Annotated in this window: 20 protein-coding genes and 1 tRNA gene; 8 read left to right on the top strand and 13 right to left on the bottom strand. The window is 45.9% G+C overall.

Features of this window, described 5'->3' with window-relative positions:
• The 3 genes from leuC (at position 1) to ACX5J7_RS07480 (ending at position 3,475) form a co-directional block, all read left to right on the top strand.
• Complete coding sequence (leuC, locus tag ACX5J7_RS07490; RefSeq protein WP_071958669.1) at positions 1 to 1,401, top strand: 3-isopropylmalate dehydratase large subunit; 1,401 nt, start codon at positions 1 to 3, stop codon at positions 1,399 to 1,401.
• A 3-nt stretch (positions 1,402 to 1,404) separates the two neighbouring features.
• Entirely contained in the window at positions 1,405 to 2,010 is a 606-nt protein-coding gene (gene leuD / locus ACX5J7_RS07485) for a 3-isopropylmalate dehydratase small subunit (protein ID WP_012517438.1), read from the top strand.
• A gap of 277 nt (positions 2,011 to 2,287) precedes the next feature.
• Positions 2,288 to 3,475, top strand: a complete 1,188-nt coding sequence (locus ACX5J7_RS07480) for a cyclic di-GMP phosphodiesterase (RefSeq protein WP_015066368.1) — start codon at positions 2,288 to 2,290, stop codon at positions 3,473 to 3,475.
• Positions 3,476 to 3,637: 162 nt separating this feature from the next.
• Here ACX5J7_RS07480 and ACX5J7_RS07475 read toward each other — a convergent pair whose 3' ends face one another.
• Both ACX5J7_RS07475 and ACX5J7_RS07470 read right to left on the bottom strand, forming a co-directional pair.
• Positions 3,638 to 4,885 (bottom strand): general secretion pathway protein GspB, encoded by a 1,248-nt coding sequence (locus tag ACX5J7_RS07475; protein WP_498706679.1) that lies wholly within the window; start codon positions 4,883 to 4,885, stop codon positions 3,638 to 3,640.
• Positions 4,878 to 5,789 (bottom strand): ExeA family protein, encoded by a 912-nt coding sequence (locus ACX5J7_RS07470; RefSeq protein ID WP_012517435.1) that lies wholly within the window; start codon positions 5,787 to 5,789, stop codon positions 4,878 to 4,880. Before ACX5J7_RS07470 ends, ACX5J7_RS07475 begins: the two co-directional genes overlap by 8 nt.
• Before the next feature lie 220 nt (positions 5,790 to 6,009).
• Here ACX5J7_RS07470 and ACX5J7_RS07465 point away from each other — a divergent pair, with 220 nt between their 5' ends.
• From ACX5J7_RS07465 to hemW, 4 genes are all read left to right on the top strand, one after another.
• Positions 6,010 to 7,203, top strand: a complete 1,194-nt coding sequence (locus tag ACX5J7_RS07465) for a tRNA nucleotidyltransferase/poly(A) polymerase-related protein (RefSeq protein ID WP_498706677.1) — start codon at positions 6,010 to 6,012, stop codon at positions 7,201 to 7,203.
• 150 nt (positions 7,204 to 7,353) lie between these two features.
• A complete protein-coding gene (gene srmB, locus ACX5J7_RS07460; RefSeq protein WP_015066365.1) occupies positions 7,354 to 8,580 on the top strand; it encodes an ATP-dependent RNA helicase SrmB in 1,227 nt (408 codons plus the stop codon).
• Positions 8,581 to 8,790: 210 nt separating this feature from the next.
• The gene (locus ACX5J7_RS07455; RefSeq protein WP_012517432.1) at positions 8,791 to 9,393 is read left to right on the top strand and encodes an XTP/dITP diphosphatase; all 603 of its coding nucleotides are present in this window, start codon (positions 8,791 to 8,793) and stop codon (positions 9,391 to 9,393) included.
• Positions 9,386 to 10,525: a radical SAM family heme chaperone HemW gene (gene hemW / locus ACX5J7_RS07450; protein ID WP_498706675.1), complete on the top strand. Its 1,140-nt coding sequence runs from the start codon at positions 9,386 to 9,388 to the stop codon at positions 10,523 to 10,525. The genes ACX5J7_RS07455 and hemW overlap by 8 nt, the downstream gene beginning before the upstream one ends.
• A 124-nt stretch (positions 10,526 to 10,649) precedes the next feature.
• Here hemW and ACX5J7_RS07445 read toward each other — a convergent pair whose 3' ends face one another.
• From ACX5J7_RS07445 to ACX5J7_RS07395, 11 genes are all read right to left on the bottom strand, one after another.
• Positions 10,650 to 11,444 (bottom strand): YggN family protein, encoded by a 795-nt coding sequence (locus ACX5J7_RS07445; RefSeq protein ID WP_012517430.1) that lies wholly within the window; start codon positions 11,442 to 11,444, stop codon positions 10,650 to 10,652.
• Between the two features lie 257 nt (positions 11,445 to 11,701).
• Positions 11,702 to 12,265 (bottom strand): Lcl C-terminal domain-containing protein, encoded by a 564-nt coding sequence (locus tag ACX5J7_RS07440; RefSeq protein WP_081365697.1) that lies wholly within the window; start codon positions 12,263 to 12,265, stop codon positions 11,702 to 11,704.
• 2 nt (positions 12,266 to 12,267) lie between these two features.
• Entirely contained in the window at positions 12,268 to 14,037 is a 1,770-nt protein-coding gene (locus tag ACX5J7_RS07435) for an Lcl C-terminal domain-containing protein (RefSeq protein ID WP_278383197.1), read from the bottom strand.
• A 90-nt stretch (positions 14,038 to 14,127) separates the two neighbouring features.
• Positions 14,128 to 14,619, bottom strand: a complete 492-nt coding sequence (locus ACX5J7_RS07430) for a PAS domain-containing protein (RefSeq protein ID WP_333969621.1) — start codon at positions 14,617 to 14,619, stop codon at positions 14,128 to 14,130.
• Positions 14,619 to 15,614 carry a response regulator gene (locus ACX5J7_RS07425; protein ID WP_020745444.1) on the bottom strand — a complete coding sequence of 332 codons (996 nt, stop codon included), beginning with the start codon at positions 15,612 to 15,614 and terminating at the stop codon, positions 14,619 to 14,621. The genes ACX5J7_RS07430 and ACX5J7_RS07425 overlap by 1 nt, the downstream gene beginning before the upstream one ends.
• A gap of 280 nt (positions 15,615 to 15,894) precedes the next feature.
• The gene (locus ACX5J7_RS07420) at positions 15,895 to 16,605 is read right to left on the bottom strand and encodes an LrgB family protein (protein WP_333969623.1); all 711 of its coding nucleotides are present in this window, start codon (positions 16,603 to 16,605) and stop codon (positions 15,895 to 15,897) included.
• A complete protein-coding gene (locus ACX5J7_RS07415; protein WP_012517424.1) occupies positions 16,598 to 17,011 on the bottom strand; it encodes a CidA/LrgA family protein in 414 nt (137 codons plus the stop codon). Before ACX5J7_RS07415 ends, ACX5J7_RS07420 begins: the two co-directional genes overlap by 8 nt.
• 173 nt (positions 17,012 to 17,184) lie before the next feature.
• Positions 17,185 to 17,946: a LytR/AlgR family response regulator transcription factor gene (locus ACX5J7_RS07410; protein ID WP_498706671.1), complete on the bottom strand. Its 762-nt coding sequence runs from the start codon at positions 17,944 to 17,946 to the stop codon at positions 17,185 to 17,187.
• A gap of 146 nt (positions 17,947 to 18,092) precedes the next feature.
• Entirely contained in the window at positions 18,093 to 18,419 is a 327-nt protein-coding gene (locus ACX5J7_RS07405; protein WP_483380145.1) for a DUF3718 domain-containing protein, read from the bottom strand.
• Positions 18,420 to 18,778: 359 nt separating this feature from the next.
• Entirely contained in the window at positions 18,779 to 19,108 is a 330-nt protein-coding gene (locus ACX5J7_RS07400; RefSeq protein WP_015066359.1) for a hypothetical protein, read from the bottom strand.
• A 297-nt stretch (positions 19,109 to 19,405) separates the two neighbouring features.
• Positions 19,406 to 20,215 (bottom strand): MbnP family protein, encoded by an 810-nt coding sequence (locus ACX5J7_RS07395; protein WP_333973165.1) that lies wholly within the window; start codon positions 20,213 to 20,215, stop codon positions 19,406 to 19,408.
• Between the two features lie 431 nt (positions 20,216 to 20,646).
• On the opposite strand from ACX5J7_RS07395, the gene ACX5J7_RS07390 reads away from it, so the two are divergent.
• A tRNA-Ile gene (locus ACX5J7_RS07390) sits at positions 20,647 to 20,723 on the top strand.
• Positions 20,724 to 20,980 lie beyond the last annotated feature (257 nt).

Genomic DNA, 20,980 nt, shown 5'->3' with positions numbered 1-20,980 from the left:
ATGGCCAAGACCTTATATGACAAAGTGTGGCAAGCGCACATTATCGACCAAATCGGTGAAGACAGCTTAATTTATATCGACCGTCATTTAATTCACGAAGTGACGTCGCCGCAGGCATTCGCGGGCTTAAACGAAAAGGGCCGCAAAGTACGTCGTCCAGATCGTACTGTTGGCACTATGGATCACAGTATATCAACCCGTTCATTGGCAATTGATGCGTGCGGCCCCGCTAACGCGCTGCAGCTTCAAACCTTGGCTAAAAACTGTGAAGAGCATAATATTCAGCTTTTTCCTGTTGGCCACCAAAAGCAAGGCATTGTGCATGTTATGGGGCCAGAACTTGGCTTAATTCAACCCGGCATGACAGTAGTGTGCGGTGATTCACATACCGCTACCCACGGCGCATTTGGTGCGCTTGCTTTCGGTATTGGTACGTCTCAAGTCGAGCATGTACTGGCTACGCAAACCCTTAAGCAAAGCCGTGCGAAAAGCATGCTGATTAATGTAAACGGTAAACTACCCGTTGGCATTACCGCAAAAGACATCATTCTTGCCATTATTGGCAAAATTGGCCACGCTGGCGCAACCGGCCATGTTATTGAATACGCGGGTGAAGCGATTCGCGGTTTAAGCATGGAAGAGCGCATGACTGTGTGCAACATGAGTATTGAAGCGGGTGCCAAGGCAGGGCTAGTTGCGCCAGATGAGAAAACCTTTGCCTACCTTGAGGGTCGCGAATACGCACCAAAAGGCCAAGACTGGGAAGATGCGGTAGCCTACTGGAAAACGCTCTACACTGAAGAAGGCGCCACGTTTGATACTGTGGTTGAACTTGAAGCGGCAGATATTGCTCCACAGGTTACTTGGGGTACAAACCCAGGCCAGGTTATTGGCGTAAACACACCAGTACCAGCCCCTGAAGATTTCAGCGATCCAATTGAAAAAGAAAGCGCGGTAAAAGCGCTGGAGTACATGGGCTTAAAGCCAGGCGAAAAGCTTGCTGATATCCCAGTAAACCACGTATTCATTGGCTCTTGTACCAACGGACGTATTGAAGACATGCGCGCAGCGGCACAAGTTGCTAAACGCGGCAAAGTCGCCGACTCAGTGACTGCCATTGTAGTACCGGGTTCGGGCGCGGTTAAACGCCAAGCAGAAGCGGAAGGCCTAGATAAGATATTTACTGACGCTGGCTTTGAATGGCGCTTACCGGGCTGCTCAATGTGCCTTGGTATGAACGACGACAAACTAGTAGCAGGCGATAGATGTGCCTCTACCAGTAACCGCAACTTCGAAGGTCGCCAAGGGCGTGGAGCGCGCACCCATTTGGTTAGCCCAGCAATGGCTGCGGCCGCGGCTATCACTGGCCGTTTTGCTGACGTTAGAGATTATCAGGAGTAAGTTATGTCTGAACAAGGTTTTACACAACACACTGGCATTGCTGCGCCACTTGATCAGGCCAATGTCGATACCGACCAAATCATTCCAAAGCAGTTTCTTACCGGCGTAACCCGCGCAGGCTATGGCAAGCACTTGTTTCACGACTGGCGCTATTTGGACCTGGAAGAAAAAGAGCCAAACCCTGAATTTTCACTTAACAAGGCAGAGCATAAAGGCGCAAGCTTGTTGCTAGCGCGCGAAAACTTTGGCTGTGGTTCAAGTCGTGAACACGCCCCTTGGGCACTGGCTGACTTTGGCTTTAAAACCGTTATCGCCACCAGCTTTGCGGATATATTCTACGGTAACTGTATTAACAACCAGCTAGTACCTGTTGCATTGTCTAGCGAACAAATGGACGCATTATTTGCTGCAGTGAAAGCAGATCCAACAACCGAGATTACTGTGGATCTTCCAGCGCAAACCGTAAGTTTTAACGATACGAGCTTTAGCTTTGATATTGCAGAGCATCACAAAAATAACCTAATAAAAGGGTTAGATGCCATTGGGCAAACACTAGAGCTTACAAGCAAAATAGAAGCGTTTGAAAATAAGCAGCCTTCTTGGTTGTAGGCATTAACTGCTTACCCCATACCCAGGTGAATGCTATTACCAAGTAGCATTCACCTGCTTCCCTCTACTGCAAAATAGACGCAATACACGAACCAACGTCTTCTATACAGAGAACAAATCACTGTCCTATTGTCCAGATACACGAAGCAACGATTAGATTAAAAAAATGTAGCTTTATACTAAAGGTTAATAAACCGCTCACTTTTTCTATTGGAATATCGTACTATTCGCCTTTATTGTAGTTGAATATGCGGCAACACGTTCCACAGGAGAGATAATGCTAAAACAGGTACCCATTGATGATTTGCAGCCAGGGATGTACGTCAATCAAGTACTTGAACAAACGGGCTCATTGAAAATGCGCTCTAAAGGCATTGTGAAAACCCAAGCCATCATTGATAGCCTTAATTCAAAAGGCATTCTGGTTGTTGAAGTTGACCTTGCCAAATCTAAACTTCCTAAGGCAGAAAAAGCGCCCGTCAAACCTGAAACAGCTCCCGAAAAACCTACCGTGAAGCCTGTAGGCCGTGACTCTATTAATGAAGCTAACGACTTATACGACAGCGCTCTCTCTATCCAAAGCCGCTTTTTAAAGTCATTGAAAAATGGTGGGGCAAAAGATTTGTCCCCAGTGGAATCCCTATCGCAAAGTTTAATAGAAAGCGTTTTTGATAATAAAGATGCGCTTAGCTGTCTGACTATGATCAAAGATACAGACCATTACTTGCTTGAGCACAGTATAAACTGCAGCGTGCTCAGCGGTATCTTTTGTGAGTTTCTTGGCTTCGACAGAGACACCATTGAACAAGTTAGTTTAGGCGCTCTGCTGATGGATATTGGCATGTCTTCGCAACCAGAAGAAATTCGTAATAATACGGAGCAGTTTTCTCAAAACGACTGGGATGTAATGAAAACACACGTGGAAATAGGTGCTGATTTGGTCGCTCAGTGCGGTGACATTTCCGACCTCTCACTGTGTATTATTGAACAGCACCATGAACGGGTTGACGGCAGCGGCTATCCCAAAGGATTAGTGGGCGACGAAATATCTGAGTTTGCTCGCATTGCCGCCATTGTTGATGCGTATGACGCTATGACATCGAACCGTCCGCACAAAAACAGTATTACGCCAACCCAGGCTTTGAAGCGTTTAACTGCTACTGAAAATTTAGATCAGGAATTGGTGAAGCAATTCATACAGTGTATTGGCGTACACCCTGTAGGTTCACTGGTTAGGCTTAAAAGCGGCAAGCTAGGCATAGTAAGTAAACTAAACCCCAAAGACCCGGTAAGCCCGCATGTTATGACCTTTTACAGCGTTACATCTCAACACTTCAACGAAGTGAAACGTGTTGATCTTAGTCTGTACGATGATGAAATTGTCTCAGGCGTTAAACCAGAAGAGTTCAGTTTAAACCTGCCTAAGTTTTTTAAAGACGTTTTCGTTAACCAAATGCCACTTTAAGCTAACACTAATAGGCCTGAGTCCGATTTAATATCGCCGTCAGTCCTAATTCGTCATTTTGAAATGCGTGCTACTTTTAAAGCTCACCCCGCGCTGGACCTTTTTAATTTCTCGCGTAAGTAAATGCGCATAAAAGATACGTCACATTTAAGTGGCAGGTCTTTACCAGTCAGTCAACGCCGCCATGGTAAACAATTCATCTTCAAATGAAAGCACTACCCGCTGCGCTTCTATATTAATAATTTGCACCTTATCGGCAATCCAATCGCCTTCACCTAGTTGCCGCCCGTTTACCCTGACCCACCGATCAGCCGTGCGAGACGCGTACATATGGGCACTAAAGTTCATTGTAGGAAGCCGCGTAAGTAAGCGAACGGGAAGCTGATCTACTCTGGGAATATCATCTTTCACCGTTAGCACATTCTCATCAGGTCGCTCATTATCTTGGGCTTTAGTATCAAGGGCTTCAACCGCTGCGTTAAAGCGAGCCATGAGTTCGGGCGATACCGATACATCAGAATTCGATGTATCCTCGTTGAGGACCTTTCCTTCGTATTCTTGTGCTGTGCCCCCCCCTAAGGCGGGCTGTGATTGCGCCGCCTCCTTTCCATTTGCATCAACGCTGCCTCTCTCGCTCTCGCTTTGGGCTACTGGGTTAGCTAGAGGTTGTCGTACTTCTGCGTTAAGGCCATCCGCTTGACTGCTAGCACCACCGCTTTGACCAACAGAGCCACTTGTTCCCGACGGACTAATAGGTTGAGAGCCAGCAGAATCCCCCTGTGAATTATTCTGCCCCACGTTACCCTGTGTAGTTTGAGAAGTCGTGTCGCTTTCTGAGGCCCCCTTTACCGAAGCCTGTTTTAGCTCTTCTCTATTTTGCGCTGCATGTAGGCTCGGTGTTCCCTCGTTATTTTCATTATCCGTTGTACTGTTTTCCGTTTCAGCAGCAGGCGAGCTTTCAAGCTTGGCGGTTTGTGAAGTTACTATGGGCCACCAGCGTTCGATTGTTGCAGCACAAAAGCCTATACCCAAACCGACAATAATGACCACTGCAAATAATGCAATCTGCTTAGTATAGAGCTTCCATGCGGATGGTAACCCTTCTACCGTGGGTAAGAATAAACTGCGATTAAACTGCTCATTAAGCGACTTATCAAATTTGGCTGTCGTATCGTGCTCGCCTCGCAATAAGGCTTGAGTTTGGGTTCTATGATGCACCGCAGGCGCAATCTCCACCGTTTGGTCTGGGTCTATTTCAACCTCTTGCACGCCCATTTCTGACAACCCTTGAACCATAGCATCACTGGTCACCAAGCCTGATTTTCGAATTTTTACCGGCCCGTTTTGCTTAAGTATTTGTACTATCACCATACCGGGCTTTACGTTTTCAATGGCTACGATATTAGACATACAAACTCCCCACCCCGTAACCACACACAACGGCGACGAAAAAGGCGGATACCAAGTACCACTTTCGCTGACTTTGCACACGCTGGCTCACTACGTCTTCGCCCAATATTTGCTCTGCTGCTGCCAAGAAAATGGGCTTTTGAACCACAGCATGCTGCTTGGTAAACGATAGCGTTAAGGCGCGGTCGCAAAGCAAATTGATTACCCTTGGGATCCCGCCAGTAATTTGATGCACTGCGCGCAGCGTAGACTTACTGAATATGCTGATGTCCCCTTCTGCAACACTTAAGCGATGCGCAATATACGCGCTTACCTCTGGCGCGGTTAAAGGAAGTAAGTGATAACGGGCAGTGATACGTTGGGCCAACTGGCGCAACTCGTTACGCTTTAACAATTGCTGTAGCTCGGGCTGGCCAATTAGCACCACTTTTAACAGTTTTTCACGGTTGGTTTCTAAATTGGTTAATAAGCGCAGCTGCTCTAATACTTCAGGCAATAAGTGTTGAGCTTCATCAACCATTAACACTGTATTGATACCCGCCTGATGGTTTTCCGCTAATTTCGACAAAATTAAATCGGTGAAGTATTTTAAGCTGGCTTTGTCGGAGTTATATGCCAAACCCAATTCGTCGCATACTGTGGCTAATAGCTCTAATGCAGATAGCGTTGGGTTTAGGATCATGGCGACTTGGGTATTGTCCGGCAGCTGCTGCAACAGCTTTCTTGAAACCGTGGTTTTTCCTGTCCCCACCTCTCCTGTGAGCATTACAAAACCACCACTCTCCCTGAGTCCAAATGTTAAATGAGCCAATGCCTCTTTGTGTCGTGGGCTCATATACAAATAATCGGGGTTGGGCGCAATCGAAAAAGGATTGTCATTTAACCCGAAATAATTCAAATACATGGTTGCTGAAGCGCCTATTTGTTTTGTTTTTGACGTGGATTAAACTACCAGACGCAACCTGTAAGTGAAAGCGCATAACGACGTGGCTACGAATTTTATTTGTAACATTGCTATACTGCGCCACTATTACGTGGGGAATGTTTATTTTCGTTACACGCCAAAAGTTGATGCATCCCCAATCTAAAAAGTATTACTGACTAAAAAAAATCGTTGGAAGAGCATGCAAGTATATCTCGTTGGTGGCGCAGTACGTGACGCACTGTTAAATAGAAAAGTGATTGAACGCGACTATGTGGTAGTAGGCGCTACCCCACAAGAAATGCTTAGCCAAGGTTTTACCCAAGTGGGCAAAGACTTCCCTGTTTTTTTGCACCCCAAAACTCAGGAAGAGTACGCCCTTGCTCGCACAGAGCGTAAGTCAGGTAAAGGCTACACTGGGTTCGTGTGCGATGCGTCAAGCTCGGTAACGTTAGAAGAAGACTTACTGCGCCGAGATCTGACCGTTAATGCGATAGCCCAAGACAATCTGGGGAACCTCATCGACCCCTATGGTGGTAAAAAAGATTTAGAAAACCGCCTACTTCGCCACGTATCAGAAGCCTTCAGTGAAGACCCACTTCGGGTATTTCGCGTGGCCCGTTTTGCCACTCGTTACGCTTATTTAGGGTTTACCATTGCCAATGAGACCATGGCGCTAATGCAGTCTATGGCCGAAAGCGGCGAGTTAAGTGCGTTAAGCGCAGAGCGCGTATGGCAAGAAACAAAACGTAGTCTTTTAGAGAAAACGCCGCATGTGTTTTTCACTGTATTAAACCAAGCTCATGGCCTTAATGACTGGTTTGCTGAACTAGAAAGTAATTTAGATGCGGCGATAGCCACATTAAAAACAGCGGTAGCGCTAGAAAATGCCGCAAAAGAAAACTTCGATAAAAGCGGGCAACTTGAAAATAAACCGCTTGAAACCAAAATACCTGAAAGCAGCTCTTCAGGCACAACTACCCTCATAATAAGGTTCACTGCCCTGCTCGCTCACCTTAATGAAGAGGAAGCGAAGCGGTTATGCAATCGACTGAAAGTGCAGAATCAACTAAGTGAGATTGTCATTCTTGCCTGCAAGTTTAAAGATTTTCTATTAAACACGCAGAACTCGCCCGCCGACTTACTCGCCTTATTCAATGGCTGTGATGCATGGCGAAGAAGCGAGCGCTTTACCCTGTTGCTTAAGGCTTTTGCGCCTTATGCTCATTACAAGGACTTAGATTGGCAGCGCCAACAGGAGCACATAGAAAACGCTTTGAGCGCGGCCAACCAAGTAAATGTGCAAGACATCATTGCCACGGGCGTTAAAGGCCCAGCGATAAAAGAAGCCCTGAACCAAGCGAAATTAGACGCCATTGCTTCGATAGGCGAATAGTTTAAAAACCACCGGTACCAAATATGGTGAACTACTTGGTATTTGAATGTGTTTTTACCTCCTACGTGCGAATTTAACAGCAGTTTTTCTCTATGTTTTGGTATAGCAATGCTACAATATGCCCCATTCATTTAGAGCATTTTTTATACTATGACTTTCGAAGAACTCGAATTAGACGATGCGCTGTGTCACGCAGCAGCAGATATGGGGTTTGAAGCTCCAACTAACATTCAAGAATTGGTGATCCCACACGCGCTAGACGGCCGAGATATTTTAGCGTCTGCGCCAACTGGTACAGGTAAAACCGCTGCATTCTTATTGCCAGCATGCCAGTTTTTACTTGATTACCCGCGCAAACAGCCGGGTGCGACACGTATTTTGATCTTAACGCCAACCCGCGAACTGGCTTTGCAGGTTTACGAGCAAGCGGTTGCCATTACCAAGCACACCCAGCTTGTGTGTGGCGTAATTACTGGCGGTATTAACTACGGCACAGATAAAGAGACGCTTAGCAAGAACTTAGATATTCTTGTCGCCACACCAGGCCGTCTTCTTGAACACATTGAAAAAGAAGCGGCAGACTGTCGCGATATTGAATGTTTAATTCTTGATGAAGCCGACCGTATGCTGGATATGGGCTTCTCGACTGTGGTGAACCAAATTGCGGCGGAAGCGCGCTGGCGCAAGCAGAACCTGCTGTTCTCGGCCACCCTTGAAGGTAAAGGTGTTAAGACCTTCGCTCACGACATTCTTAATAACCCCGAAATTGTTGAAGCAAACCCGTCGCGCAAAGAGAAGAATAAAATTCACCAGTGGTATCACCTTGCTGATGACATGAACCACAAGCAAGCTCTTCTGGTGAATATCTTGAAGCAGGAAACTACAACATCGGCGGTGGTATTTGTAAAAACCCGCGACCGCCTGCAAATGCTAAAAGACTTTCTAGCTTCACAAGATATTCAGGTGTGCTGGTTACAAGGTGAAATGCCGCAGGACAAACGCAACGCCGCTATGGCCCGCTTTAAAAGTGGCGAAGTCCCTATTTTGTTAGCGACTGATGTAGCTGCCCGTGGCATTGACGTGCCAAACGTCAGTCATGTTATTAACTTTGATATGCCGCGCAAAGCCGATATTTACGTTCACCGTATTGGTAGAACCGGCCGCGCAGGCGCTAAAGGCACGGCTATTTCACTGGTTGAAGCACACGACTTTGAAATGGTAACCAAAGCAGCGCGTTACATGGGCGAGCCTTTAAAAGCCCGTGTTATCGACGAGCTACGCCCTAAAAACAAAACGCCTAAAATTGGCCCGAAAAAGAAAAAAGTGAAGGCCAAAGATAAAACTAAGGCGAAAGCCAAGCCTAAGAAGAAAAAGTAAAGAGTGCAAAGGTAGTAAATAAGTAACATTCAGGTGAGTTAATGCGGTGGGCTAGGATGTAGGTGGAACATTGCCGACACAAACCCTCTGCCGCAGGGATGCGGCAGCGGAGCGCACATGGATGTGTTTACCGCGTGTTTGTGGAGGCAATGTTTCGCCTGCAGCCGCCTCCCTCCGCTTTAGCTCACCGTCAGTTCAAAAGAGTACATAATGAAATTTCCAGAAAAAATTGTTCTCGCCACAGGTAACCAAGGCAAGGTGCGTGAGTTTGCATCCTTATTTGCAGATTACGGTGTAGACGTAGTAGCGCAAAAGGAATTAGGTGTATCTGATGTACCGGAAACGGGAACCACATTCGTTGAAAATGCCATTATTAAAGCGCGCCATGCCGCACAGGTGACCGGCCTTCCTGCTATTGCTGACGACTCAGGCTTGGTGGTGGATGCCCTAGGCGGTGAACCCGGCATCTATTCAGCACGCTATGCTGGCGCTGATGCAACTGATGATACCAATATCGACAAGCTATTAGCTTCCCTTGATGGCGAAACTCATCGCAAGGCACACTTCTTCTGTACTTTAGTGTTCATGCGTCATGCCGACGACCCTGTACCGCTGGTTAGCCAAGGTAAATGGGAAGGGGAAATTTTAAGCGCACGTTCTGGTAACGACGGTTTTGGTTACGACCCTGTGTTCCACGTGCCAACTCACGGCTGCACCGCTGCTGAATTGGAAAAGGCCGAGAAAAACCGCATAAGCCACCGGGGTAACGCCCTTAGTATTTTGCTTGATACAATGAGAGCAACGTTTGCGTAATCCTCCGCTAAGCCTGTACATACACATTCCCTGGTGCGTTCAAAAGTGCCCGTACTGTGACTTTAACTCTCACGGGCTTAAGTCTGACCTCCCCGAAAAAGAATATGTGGCCCACCTGCTTGATGATTTAGCCATTGATGCAAAGCGTATTGGTGACCGCGTTGTTGAAACTATTTTCATTGGTGGCGGCACACCCAGCTTATTTTCAGCTGATGCCATGGCAGATATCTTAAACGGGGTAAAAGCGCGCGTTAACCTAAGCGACAATGCTGAAATCACCATGGAAGCGAACCCAGGTACGGTAGAGGCAGGAAAGTTTGCCGGCTTTTATCAGGCGGGCGTGAACCGCATCTCCGTTGGTATACAGAGCTTTCAGCCTAAGCATTTAAAGGTGCTTGGTCGCATTCACAATGAAAGCCAAGCTGAAAACGCGGTAAAACAAGCACATAGTGCGGGGTTGCCCACGTTTAACCTAGATCTGATGCACGGCCTTCCCGAGCAAAGCGTTCACAATGCTATGTCAGATTTAAAGCAAGGCATTGCTTTAAATCCGTATCACTTGTCGTGGTATCAGCTGACTATCGAACCCAATACGCCTTTCTACTCGAAACCGCCTGAATTGCCCGACGATGACATTTTGTGGGAAATACAGGAACAGGGCCATAAGCTTTTAGAAAACGCAGGCTATCAGCAGTATGAAATTTCAGGCTATGCCAAAGCGGGCCACCAATGTCGTCACAACTTAAATTACTGGCGCTTTGGTGATTACTTAGGCATTGGCTGTGGAGCCCATGGAAAAATCACCGATGCGGCTAATGGTACTATTCACCGTACTGTTAAGGTTAAGCATCCAAGGGGCTACATGGAAATGAGCCGCCCTTACTTGGATACGCAATCTCAAGTTGAAGCTGGCGATTTACCCTTCGAGTTCTTTATGAACCGCTTTCGCTTAGTGGAGCCTTGCGCTATCCGTGATTTTAGCGACTTTACCGGTATCGCTATAACTGATGAAGTAGAGCGTGCCCTGTGTGATGCACAGCATCAAGGGCTGTTATCCATATCGGACACCCACTGGCAAGTAACCGCAAAAGGTCGTCGGTATTTAAATTCGCTCTTGTCTTGCTTTGTTTAGCCTAGCGTTAATACTAAAAAAGCCTGCGTTTTAGCAGGCTTTTCGTGAGGTTCTTTTTCTTAAGGCTATTTTTGTAAGCTTCAGTTTTTCGCGTGCTTCCGTGGGCATGTTGCATAGCAAAACGTTAATCGTCGGTTTTGTCATGCCGAGTAATGATATTGTATGGCTGTAGCCCAGGTATGCTGGCGCGTAATTTCTCTTCGGCAACATCAAGTCGTTTTAGTTTCTCACAGAACCACTCTGCTTTTTTGCGCAATGTTGTGGCTTTGTCACCAACGTCTAAGTGTTCCCCCACGTTGTTAAGCTGGCGGGTTATTTCAGCTACCTTTTCCTGGTTCACTTCTCCGCTCCCGGTATTGATGCCGCTAATGGCAGAGAGTATTCCACCTACCGAGGTTGAAATCGCTTCTTCTAGCTGCGCTTCAATTTCACTGTCTACAAACTCGTCAACGCTTTCCAGCGATCCCGGCCCAATAAAATAATGACTGCTAGCGTGTCTAAACTTGTCTTTAACCCGGTTTTGTACCCGTTTCATTGCGGCATTTAACCGTTCATAGCTATCATGGTCGCTTCCAACTAGCCCTAAATACACGTGTTCAATGGTATCAATGGCAAGGTCTACACCTTCCGTAGCCAAAACAATCATTTTCGGCACCACATAGTGTAGCCCAGACGAATACTCTTCAAGCCATTGCCGCTCTTGTTCGCTTAAGGTTTGCCAACGGCCGCCAATGAACAATTGATTCCGGTCATTTATTTGAACCACAGTGCGGGTTTTGTCCATCACTCTAAGCTGTGTGTTATTAACAGCAATACCGTAAGCAAAATCAATATTGCAGGTATATTCAGCTTGCGCTGATGTACTAAGACCAGCGAATAAACAAATTGTGAAGAAAGCTGCCTTTAGGCGCGATATCATTTTCATACCATCATTGTGGCTAGCTTACTGCGAAATAAAAAGCCATCATGAGTCTAACGTGCTAAAAATCAGGTTGAACATGTCGAGATGTCCTATCTGCTCGAATCTCTTCTATTGCTTAAGTAAGGCTGGCGATAGTCTCAACTCAAAGCGTGCTAGCCTAAAACAACAAAGCACGCATTATAGAGCGTGCTTTGATGATAAAAAGTCTTAGGTGCCGATACTAGACAAAAGGCTAAGAGGCGATAGCGTACCGCTTATTCGTTTGTGTAAGTTCGAACCAAACGTACATAGATAAAGCGGTCTTTCTCTTTGATTGAGTGACTGGCATTAAAGAATGCCACAACCCACGCGCGATCGGGGTCATCTGCAGAAGGCGTAGATGTCCAAAAGTCATCCGGTGGTGTAGCCGGGAACAGTGAGCTGTTAATTGCTGGGCGAACGCAATCTCGCTCAGTGAGCGTCGCTAGCTCTTTTACGTTAGGCAAACGCCACCCCAGTAAATCATCGTTACTTGCTTCGTGAGCTAAAACTAGCGCTTGCTGCCACGTATACTTAACCGCTTCGCCGCTACATGTAGAACCATCCCATGTTTGCCCTTCTGCGCAGCGCTTCCAAACCAAATCTGTTGTCGTATCTAACAAACTACTGGTGGTAACCGCTTCAAAATTATCGTTTGGCGTGGTCTCAAGACCATCAGACAAACACTCCTGAGCGAACGTGGACAGTGACGTACAGGCCAAAAGCGCTGAAGCAAAAAGGGTTTTCACTGAAGATAGCACGTGGCTGTTACGTTTTTTGACATTGACTACTTTATTCATGTTTATCTCCCCGCTCTTACTAGACGCACGCGAGCGGCTGATGATTTGTTGAGGAAGTTATCTACCCCTGAGTCGAAATCTAACGCCCATGCATTTTGCGCATCGTCACTATTTACACCATCTGCACTCGGTACAGAGGTCCAGTACCACAATGGTTCATTGGTAACGGCACCGGTGTTAGGAAAGTAATCTTCATCAATGGCCACATCATCGGCAATACCCAAATGCATTAATGAGAAAAGTTCATCATGTGTAGGCAAACGCCAGTCATAAAAACCGCATAGACCTTGTGCGTTAACGGCTTGTACATAAGCAGACGTGTTACAGCTAGTCAGTAAGCAGGTCGCATTCAGCCCCGTTTGATCACCTTCAAACCCGCCGTTTACTTCTTCACTGTACCAAGAGTAGGTGTAGTCTTTATCTTGGAACGCACCATCATCAGTTTTCACTTCCCACACCAGCCCGGTCACGTTATCGCGCACACACGACCAAGTATCAGCACTGGCATCTTGCTCATCACCATTTGCATTCAACCGGGTAAAGTCAAAGCCAGCTTTACCGCGACCCGCTTTTTCAATTAACCCGTTTTGTTCAATGATGTCGGCGCCTCTTTGACCATCTTGCCCCGGAAAATCGTTTTGTTGTGCTTCAGTTAACGCGTTATTGGTGGCCTGCTGCAAAAAGCCCGTGTCGTTGAGTAACGGTGTTGGCATTGGACGTATTTGCACGTTTATGGTGTCTTCAACGCTGTTGTCATTAGCGTCTGTCACGGTAAGCGTGTAGGCAACAACTGTAGATGTGGTGACTGCCGGTGCAATAGCAAAGGTTGAAAGCGCGTCACTGTCATCAACAGAGCGAATGGTAACGCCTGAATCTGTAGATGAAACGTTATTGCTACGCTCCCATGAGTAGGTAAGAGGTAAGGCACTTGGAATGCTAGTGCTAGCTTCCCCTTCAAGTATTACCACCTCACCACTGAACACGCCTTGAGAAACTCCCGCACTGACTACGGGCAGCGTATCGGTTTCAGATTGTACGGTAATAGTAACGGTTTCTACATCAGTAGCACCTTCACTGTCTGTTACTTCAAGCTGAAAAGTTAGCTGTTGCTCTTCATTGGCAATAGGTGTGACGATAGTCAGTGTAGATAAGTTGGTGTCGACACCCGTAATAACATTGGTGCCTGATGTCTGTGTCCAAACGTAATCGGATATATCGCCATCAGAGGACGCTGAGTCAGAATCACTGCTTCCCGTACCGTCGAAGATAACTTCCACACCGCCTGGGAATGTGTTTGCAGGTAGCCCATCCCACTCAGGCACATCAATGCTCGCTTCAGGTGCAATATTAACCGGCGCCACAGTGATCACCGTAAAGTCGCTCGCGGTGTTGCCACTTTGGTCATTAACAGACACCGTTAATGTGTATTCAGTGGCGTTATTAACTAGCGGGGCAACAAAGCTTGCAGCAGAATCGCTGGTGTCTTCATGAGTGATAGACAACGAAGGCGACGCGCTCCAATTGTAGGTGTATGTGCCATCCCCTCCGCTTACTTGCGCACTCAACGTGTAAGTGACGCCTTCGGTAACAGTCGCATCGGGGCCTGCGTTTATCACAAGGTCACCGCTGCCGGAGCCGCCATCACCACCTGAATCGCCGTCACCGCCTCCGCCGCCACAAGCAGCAAGCAGTAACGCTGTTGCGAACAATACTAATCCGCGAACGATAGCGCGAGGAAAGTAGCTTGAGATTGAAAACACACTGAATTGCATACGTACTCCCGCCGCACTACCTACTTGTTAAAGCGTAGTGCGAGTCAAAACTTGATATAGATGGTATTGCCGATTAGCAATATGCAGCAGTTAGGAATAGGAACTTTTCGCTTCTTGGGCTTCAGACACGGTTACCTGTAACGCCTCAAGTTGCTTTTTACCTACCGCCACATCAGTCATGTCATAAATCATCATACTGATAAAATCCACTTTGCCCGTAGTTGATGTAAGTGGAGAAAGCGTGATGTTTTGATACATGAAAGACTCACTACCTGTAATCGGCCGGTAGTTGGGAAACTTGAACAAATAGGGGCGCTGCTCCCATGTCATGAAAGCGCGTGTTTTTAAGTCGAAGACAGGCTTCGCTTTTTTCATAAACCAGTCTTGCTTAATGGCAGGAAATAGTGAGAACAAGCTCTTGTCTCTTACTTCGCTAGGCAGAAGGCCGCTGTGACTTTCCATAAAGCCATTCCAAACTTTAACAGTAAAGTTTCTATCTAAAACAACAATACCCACATCGACCGTCTGAAGCATATCCATCATCCAATGGAATTCTTGGAACTCATCTAAATGTTGGCTCATTAAAAATCCTCCAACAAGTGGGCAAGTTTAGAATTCATCATCTTCATCGACTCTTCGGTAAATAACAGTATTAAGTCGCACTGTACGTTGTAGCCCTCTAGACCATAGCTAAGCTCTATCGCTAAGGTACGCTTCCATTTGATTTGATTCATGGCAATAATTTCAGTGATAGCGCGGTGCTGGCCAAGTACTATGGGGTGGCCCTGACTGAAGTTAATGTCCATTTGGTTCGCCAAACCCGTTAGGCAAGTGCCAATAAGTATGCTGGCGGCGTCCATCAAGAGCTCTAACTGAAGTTGATCGTCTACTTCCCCTTCCACATTAAGTATTTTAGCCACATCATCAAAGCTTGAATCGCTTAAAATACACAGTGCTTCACCGCTCACTCCCGGCCCCAAAAAGCCTTGGCATACCGCGGTAACCTGCTCGTGGCATTCAATATCTGAAAGCATCATGTGAAGCTCTGAGACTTCAATAAGATTTACATTAGGAATGGGCAGCTCTACAAATACATTCATTGTACGGGCAAGGTGATCACCCGCTTGGCCCATAGCAATGTTAGTAATTTCCTGGTAGCAATCGCGAATATCCGGGTCTAGCGGGGACGCTTCTACAACATCGTCTTCCTCAGCATGAAGAATATTGTACTTATCTAACACCTCAGCCAGTTTCTTAGGGTCAACGGGCTTTCGAATGAAATCTAAGGCACCTAAGGAAGTCACCCGGTCATGAGCTTCTGGTTGAATATCTCCAGATACGACAATAACTTTCGTCTTAAGGCCCTGCTTCTGAATTGCTTCCAGCGTGCCGTACCCATCGAGAACGGGCATATTAAGGTCAAGCAGCAAAAGGTCACCTTTTCCCTCTGCCAGCGCCGTCAGCGCTTCTTGCCCATGTTTGGCAAAATGGACCGCTACTTCCCAATCTTGAGGAAGGCACTTGGCCACTTGCTTGCGGGCAACCAGAGAGTCGTCACATACGAGTACAGAAAACATTAAGTTCTTTTACCACCTAGCTTTTTAGACCAGAAACCACTGGCATTTTCTAGCAATTTCAATTGTATCGGCACAACTGCAATGAACTGTAGTAACGATTTTCCCGCTTGCTAACTGAACGGCTGGGTCACTACTTTTATTATCAGATAATCTTCCGTATATAGTGATACGAAACGCCTCTCTAAGAAATAGCACTTTTGGGGAATATTGCCAGCCGACTTTGCTTTGCCTTAAAACTCTGTATTTATAAAACCGGCCCAGTTATCTTGCTTTCAAATGGTTAAACAAACAGCCCAAAAACAATGGGTAACGCGACAGCAGTGAATATGCCGTTCACGCATAAGCCCAATGTGGCCATTGCCGCTACATCCTCTCCCATTTGAATAGCTTTTGCCGTGCCTACCGCGTGAGCAACCGTGCCAAGCGCAATCCCCTGTGCTTGTCTATTAGTTACATTAAACAAAGAAAACATTGAAGTGGCCATAATCGCCCCTACCACGCCAGTTACAATAACAAATACTGCAGCTAATGCAGGAATGCCGCCTATCTGGGCGCTTGTTTCCATAGCTAGCGGCGTAGTAATTGATTTAGCCAGTATAGTAAACTGCATGGCCCTTGGTGCATCTAACACAAACAGTGTTAACCACGCCCCAATTGGCGCTAGCACGCCCCCAAAAGCAATGCTTACTAAAAGACGCCAACCATAGTGTTTGAGTTTTTGCCACTGCCGATAAATAGGCAACGCTAAGGCAACGGTAATTGGTCCTAACAGCCAATATAATAAAGATGCTGCATGTTGGTACGCAGTAACTGACGTATGGGTAAGATACAGCCCTAGTGATACGAGAAGTGCAGTGGTAACGATAGGGTGAGCTGCCGGATGCCCTTTACATAATCTATTGACCCAAAGTGCTGCGATATAGCTCACAATAGAAACGCTTATCCAAAACAGCCCACGTAAACTAAAGGCGTGATTGAGCGCCTCAATCATTTGTACCTCCTTCGTTCTTATTGATGTTGTTTAGCTGCGTTTTATGCGTGCTTTTGGTATTAAGAAGCGCCTGAGTCAGCCACGCTGTGAGACCTAAACAAAACGAAGTGGTAATAATAATTGCGATAGCGATAGCAAGGGCGTTAGCCTTGATATCAGACCAATAAATAGATACGCCCAATACCGCTGGCACAAAAAGCAGCGACATATGCTTAAGGGGGAAGGTAACAGCCCGAGCAACCTGGCGCTCTGTTTGGGGAAAGGCAAATAAAACCCCTACTAATAAAAGAAGCCCCACCAATGGGCCTGGCACGGGAAGAGAAGTTAGGTTAACGATGAGCAGGCCAACGTAGTATGCAGTAAACACCAACACTGCCCCTACCACCGTGTTTATCGCATTTCTCACTTGCTCTCCCTTTTTTTACCCGTTTAGCAAAACAGTGTAACCATTAGCAGGTTTAACCACCAGCAGTACCATGGTCTTATGTGGGAAGAGTATGGGAAGTGCAAGCACTCGCTAAAAACGCCACGTTTGCACAGTAATTAGCAATATAAAGTCGGTAATGGCGAGTCGTCAACTTAGCCTTCATGCCAGTACTGATAGTAATATTTGTGCGTTATTTTAAACGCTTCGCCACCGTGCATGACAACTCGCTGTTGATTCAATTTTTGTTCTATATGCATTACGTATTTTGCGTTAACCGCTACCGACCGGTTACAGCGTTTGAAGTGGTGTTCGCCTAACCGCTTTAACAAATGGCACAGGGTGGTACGAACGATGTAACTTTCCGATAATGTCTGCACACACATGTAATCCCCCGCTGCTTCTATCCACTTGATGTCTGCGGGGTTCAAACAGCACCATCCGTTTTCTGCGCGTATTCCTACTACATTTGGCTGCGCGTTTTTATAGAGCTGCTGCCTCAATGTAGCTAAAAGCGCAGATTCAGATACGCCATATTGCTTACATAATCCTTTCACTAACAGGTTAAATTGAACATCGCGCTTGTGGCAATAGTGCTTAGCTTTAACGTGTTCAACAGTGCACCGCACCTGCTGTTCATCAAACGGAGACGTAATGAACCCTGAAGCATTATGATTAAATGCCAGCATGGCTTCTTCGTCTTTATCTCCTACAGCGAGCCAATGCTTTGAAGCGAGATTACGGCTAGACTTCGACACGCTATAAAAACCGATGGACTGGGGGTGTTTTTCAGCAAGTGCCAAACTATGTCCAACCGAATGCGCGCCGTAAACATGTCTGAATAGGCCGATCTTTTCAAGCATGGTACAAAGCGAAGTTTGCATAGCAACAGATTGTAAGAAAACCAGTGCGATCATCTGCGTTCCCTTGCACGTGTGAACCGTACTCGTGTTGAATATTTTCGAATCGTCTTAGCCCGCAACAGCCTAAAGCGAATACCAGTTAGCGTGAAAAAAGGGGCCACGCATTACGTAGCCCAATTGCCAGTGCATAAAGGTTTTCACTAGCGTTTTGCTGTTAATACACTGGGGCTTGCATTAATACGGCGTGCAATATGTTGAGCGGTTTCAGATGCATTGTGCGTCACAGCAAAGGTCAACATATCTTGGCCATTACAAACTAATCCATCGTGCAGATCTCGCATGGTCAAACCTGTCGCCTTTACTGCGCGGTGTAGCTGCAAACGGCTATCACTTTTAACAGCCTTACAAACGGCGATTAACTCATTCTCAAGAGCTTTGGGGTAAGAAGCTGCGCTTGCAGCTGAAACGGTTAGCGACAAACTAATGCCAATTAAAGCAAATTGGGTAACACGGCGTGACATAAACATAACAAGTTCCTCTGATAATATTCGGTGACGCGGTGACGACCTCTCTTTGTCGCCGCACCATTAAATTAGTGAAACTATGTTAAGTTCACGCTATAAAAACGTTAAAGCACCGCTATATGCGATATTGCGACAAGCGTACAAAAGCTAAGGTTTAATAATCGGTCTAAACTGTTATTAGTCGTACTTAACACACACTTTGCAACATTATTAAACTGAGCAACGTAATAACCGTTACGTGTAGAGATAGGGAAAGAGAGGAATTATTGGTGGCGTTAATTTATTGAAAGCTGACAACGGGGGTCAAACCACTCGACCCCGCTCGTCTAAATCACATTGTTTGCGCGTGACGCGAGTGTGCTTTAGAAAATGCTGTCTTGGTGGATTTTGATAAACATACTCGTACCAACTTTTGAGTAGTCAATCTTGTATTCTTTACCATTTAGCGTTTGTATAAACACTAGTGTTTTTTCGTCGCCGAAAACATCGCTGGTAGTAACATCTACCAATTCCATATCCATCATTTTAGCATCGCGCTTGTTTTCAGGCACTTTGCCTTCGTACTGCTTGATACCTTTATAAGTTACAATAATAGGCGGGTTATCATCGCCATTGATAACCAATAAATCTAATTTTCTTATTTTGTGAATGATGGTATTTCGACCACTAGTAATGAAGGGTTTTTCAGTCATTCTTATCTCCGCGACCGCTTACCTGCTTTTTTGATTATTAACAAAGATTCTGAGTTTTTGAGTTTATCACGATGTTAATAAACAACACATCAGCATTTGGTTGATATATGCGTGCAAAGTATAAACATAAATTACACAAAATGAGCAATAAATCGCTATTTTTTGCACCTTTGGTGTTTAAATACTCACTTTTTACCATTGATATCGATAAACAAACGCGCCGTTTTAGTCGGCCTCAATAAAAATGCAAACAACAAAACAATCAAAGGCCTAACTTTTTTACCGATACAAAGGCTATTACTGCCACTTAATCCACGGCCTGTGTACCAGGTTTTGAATAAGCTTGTCGCAGGGCGACACCTCAGAAGAGGCAAATACACAACTTTCTGCGTCGTTTATATCGACTTGCGCAACAATATTAGATACTGAAATTTCTATGTCTAAATCGGTGTCTAGCTGTGTCATTGGTAAAATAAACTCAACGCGATTAGTGAACGCGCACGATGTTTCAGGGGGAGCTGCTTCAGACTCTGACCCACAGCCTGCGCTGCCTAGATGATAGGACCACTCCCGCGTTTCCTTAGCGTTTTTAGATACGTCCAACCTTAGAAATTGATGCCCGTTTCGTCGATTTGAGAACATCGAACTATCGTTAAGCGGTGAAGGCTGTGTAAGGGCGTCGGCGTGATTAACGTCGAAAGGCAGCCCCATCGTAAAGCGAAGATTAGTCGCCAGTTTTAACAGCTCTTCTGAAACATCAAGCACTAGTTTACTGTTGGCATCGTCTGGGGTGATACACTTATTGTGAAACTTCAATAAGGCTTCGTTCGGCGTTTGCCACTTTGTTTGTTTAAACTTAACTCGCTGCCACTTCCCATCAATACGCACTTCTGGCTTGCTTAGGTAAAACCCAAAATAGTCGATATTCCAACGGTCTTGCCCGATACTCATGAGCATAGGGCATGCACCCGTGTCTACACCCACCAGTTTAAAAGGGATTTCACCTGGCTCGCGCCCTTTAAAGTCAATAACGTCGCACCCAGCTAGCGCAAGCAGCGCTGTTAAAAGAAGCGAAGGCATGGCACCCATGCGAAAAGGCATTTTCATGTAATTATTTACTTCCTATAAATATTCAGCAATTTTGGTACGAATAACTGCTTGTTTAACACCCGCTGTTCTAGGCGTTTGGTTCAACAATCTGCATTTTCGCCAATAGTGATGCTTTTAGCCTTTGTGAGTCAAGGTACACGAGCAAATAGAAACAATAATAACGTGCGGCTTAAAGTAACAATGGCGAAAGCTTATACCACTTAGTTACACCAAAGCTTTAAGTGTAAAAGGATGTGATAAGATAAAGATACATTAAAAGGTGGTGTAAGACCTGAAAAACACGGCTTAGTGAACAAAAATAAAGCAAACAAATCACAAAGCCACTAGCGAGGCGTGACAAGGCAAATAAAACTGCTTATACTTGCGCTCGCTCGTGGTTGTTACGCAAAGCTATTTGCAATTAAAAACTTCACAGCACATTTCAAAATGGCCCCATAGCTCAGTTGGTTAGAGCATCCGACTCATAATCGGCAGGTCCCCTGTTCAAGTCAGGGTGGGGCCACCATTTTTCCTACGCTTCATCGATAGTTACTACTAACCTGTTTTGGTTGGTGCTACCTCTGTGCTACTTATTATTCTAGGCTCTACCCCATAAACGGGGGATCAGCATTCACCTTACACGATTGATAACACCATCCCATCCGCAATGGGTCATCACTCTTATTCGATAATTTTCAAAGTTTCTAAAACCATGGCTCTACCCCATAAACGGGGGATCAGCATTCACCTTACACGATTGATAACACCATCCCATGGCTCTAC

It is taken from the genome of Alteromonas infernus (genome assembly GCF_902705815.1).
Note: the sequence above shows the minus strand (reverse complement) of the source record. Positions and strands in the feature narration are given on the sequence as shown.

Bases quoted from the DNA above. Each gene is read 5' to 3' on its own strand.
- leuC (WP_071958669.1), top strand. From the start codon at position 1: ATGGCCAAGACCTTATATGACAAAGTGTGGCAAGCGCACATTATCGAC.
- leuD (WP_012517438.1), top strand. From the start codon at position 1,405: ATGTCTGAACAAGGTTTTACACAACACACTGGCATTGCTGCGCCACTT.
- ACX5J7_RS07480 (WP_015066368.1), top strand. From the start codon at position 2,288: ATGCTAAAACAGGTACCCATTGATGATTTGCAGCCAGGGATGTACGTC.
- ACX5J7_RS07475 (WP_498706679.1), bottom strand. From the start codon at position 4,885: ATGTCTAATATCGTAGCCATTGAAAACGTAAAGCCCGGTATGGTGATA.
- ACX5J7_RS07470 (WP_012517435.1), bottom strand. From the start codon at position 5,789: ATGTATTTGAATTATTTCGGGTTAAATGACAATCCTTTTTCGATTGCG.
- ACX5J7_RS07465 (WP_498706677.1), top strand. From the start codon at position 6,010: ATGCAAGTATATCTCGTTGGTGGCGCAGTACGTGACGCACTGTTAAAT.
- srmB (WP_015066365.1), top strand. From the start codon at position 7,354: ATGACTTTCGAAGAACTCGAATTAGACGATGCGCTGTGTCACGCAGCA.
- ACX5J7_RS07455 (WP_012517432.1), top strand. From the start codon at position 8,791: ATGAAATTTCCAGAAAAAATTGTTCTCGCCACAGGTAACCAAGGCAAG.
- ACX5J7_RS07445 (WP_012517430.1), bottom strand. From the start codon at position 11,444: ATGATATCGCGCCTAAAGGCAGCTTTCTTCACAATTTGTTTATTCGCT.
- ACX5J7_RS07440 (WP_081365697.1), bottom strand. From the start codon at position 12,265: ATGAATAAAGTAGTCAATGTCAAAAAACGTAACAGCCACGTGCTATCT.
- ACX5J7_RS07435 (WP_278383197.1), bottom strand. From the start codon at position 14,037: ATGCAATTCAGTGTGTTTTCAATCTCAAGCTACTTTCCTCGCGCTATC.
- ACX5J7_RS07430 (WP_333969621.1), bottom strand. From the start codon at position 14,619: ATGAGCCAACATTTAGATGAGTTCCAAGAATTCCATTGGATGATGGAT.
- ACX5J7_RS07425 (WP_020745444.1), bottom strand. From the start codon at position 15,614: ATGTTTTCTGTACTCGTATGTGACGACTCTCTGGTTGCCCGCAAGCAA.
- ACX5J7_RS07420 (WP_333969623.1), bottom strand. From the start codon at position 16,605: ATGATTGAGGCGCTCAATCACGCCTTTAGTTTACGTGGGCTGTTTTGG.
- ACX5J7_RS07410 (WP_498706671.1), bottom strand. From the start codon at position 17,946: ATGATCGCACTGGTTTTCTTACAATCTGTTGCTATGCAAACTTCGCTT.
- ACX5J7_RS07405 (WP_483380145.1), bottom strand. From the start codon at position 18,419: ATGTTTATGTCACGCCGTGTTACCCAATTTGCTTTAATTGGCATTAGT.
- ACX5J7_RS07400 (WP_015066359.1), bottom strand. From the start codon at position 19,108: ATGACTGAAAAACCCTTCATTACTAGTGGTCGAAATACCATCATTCAC.
- ACX5J7_RS07395 (WP_333973165.1), bottom strand. From the start codon at position 20,215: ATGAAAATGCCTTTTCGCATGGGTGCCATGCCTTCGCTTCTTTTAACA.